Genomic DNA, 1227 nt, shown 5'->3' with positions numbered 1-1227 from the left:
GGTTTTGTTTTCTTTCTGCTACTCTCCAGTATTGGTCTAATTTTTTTAAATTGTTCTTTACTTATATCGCTTGGATAGCTTTTTTGCATAGATATACCTCTTTCTTAACTATGCTTATTCTACCTCATATTTTCGAGATCCTTAACAGGTTCTAACATTAATTTCATAATTAGCCGTATTATTAATATTTGGCATAAAATTACCTTGTTTTTTAACTTTAATTTACAGAAAATTTTAACAGTGATAAAGTTATATATATTAGTATAATACATACTAACGCAGGTGTCAAATTATGGTAAAGTCTTTGCCTGCGTAATACACTTTAAGCAGAAATACACATGTCTGTAAGTACAGCATTTGCTTTTCCTATCGCTCTTGCTAACACTTCCTGTTCATTGTTCTGATTTTTCACATTGATTACCTGAGCAGCTAAGTTTGCAGGAAAAGTGACCAAACTGACTTCCCATAATTCCACTTGTTTTAACACTCTAGCTCCGCTTTTATGATCAACATCATACTCTATAGGTATATAGCCGATGGAAAGTCCGTTAATTGCTCCAGCTTTGAGCATCAAATACACTTCTTCTGCTTTCTGAATACCCAAAAGTAAATGTGCAATTATATATAGACCAACATCATTTTCGTAAATATCTATGATACTACCTATAGGTTCGTCAGGATTATGCTGCCAACGGAGTTTTATTTTATTTCTGTTTAAATTTTCCTTAAATGCTCCAGGCAATATCAGATCATTTTGTTTATCAACTATATTAAAAACGCTAGCATAACCAGAAAATACACCGTTTTCTCCTATGCTTTTTATTGACAATGGTGAATAGAGAAATTTCTTATTCATAAAGCCTCCTGTAGTATTGGGAATTTTGTTTCGCAATGCACTGCGATATAATTCTATTATATGCAGTGCTCTAAAAGGGGGAAGCACTTTTCTTAGTTACTAAAAACGCTAAATTGTAATATGGTACAATGTTACAACGATGTCATGAAAGTAGCTGAAACTGGTTCCTTTATGACGGCAGTACCTTCTCCTGTCATCCGAGTAGCCTCCTTTTTTTGTCATCCCAGTGCTTGACACTGGGATGGCTTTGTTGCATCGCTCTTCGGATAGTAGGTAACGTACAATAAATTCATGAAGCTATCTCAAACTTAGCCATGCCTATTTCAGTAAATTTGTTAAGCAAATAACACTTGAGTAGCAGTTCCTTCTCA

1 protein-coding gene is annotated in these 1227 nt (G+C 34.0%); it reads right to left on the bottom strand.

Annotation, left to right across the window (positions count from 1 at the left end; genetic code table 11):
• Positions 1-322 precede the first annotated feature (322 nt).
• Complete coding sequence (locus OZD63_RS02845; protein WP_274979822.1) at positions 323-856, bottom strand: HK97 family phage prohead protease; 534 nt, start codon at positions 854-856, stop codon at positions 323-325.
• Positions 857-1227 lie beyond the last annotated feature (371 nt).

Origin of the sequence: Wolbachia endosymbiont of Drosophila leontia, from assembly GCF_028981785.1 — a bacterium.
Classification (GTDB): domain Bacteria; phylum Pseudomonadota; class Alphaproteobacteria; order Rickettsiales; family Anaplasmataceae; genus Wolbachia; species Wolbachia pipientis.
Note: the sequence above shows the minus strand (reverse complement) of the source record. Positions and strands in the feature narration are given on the sequence as shown.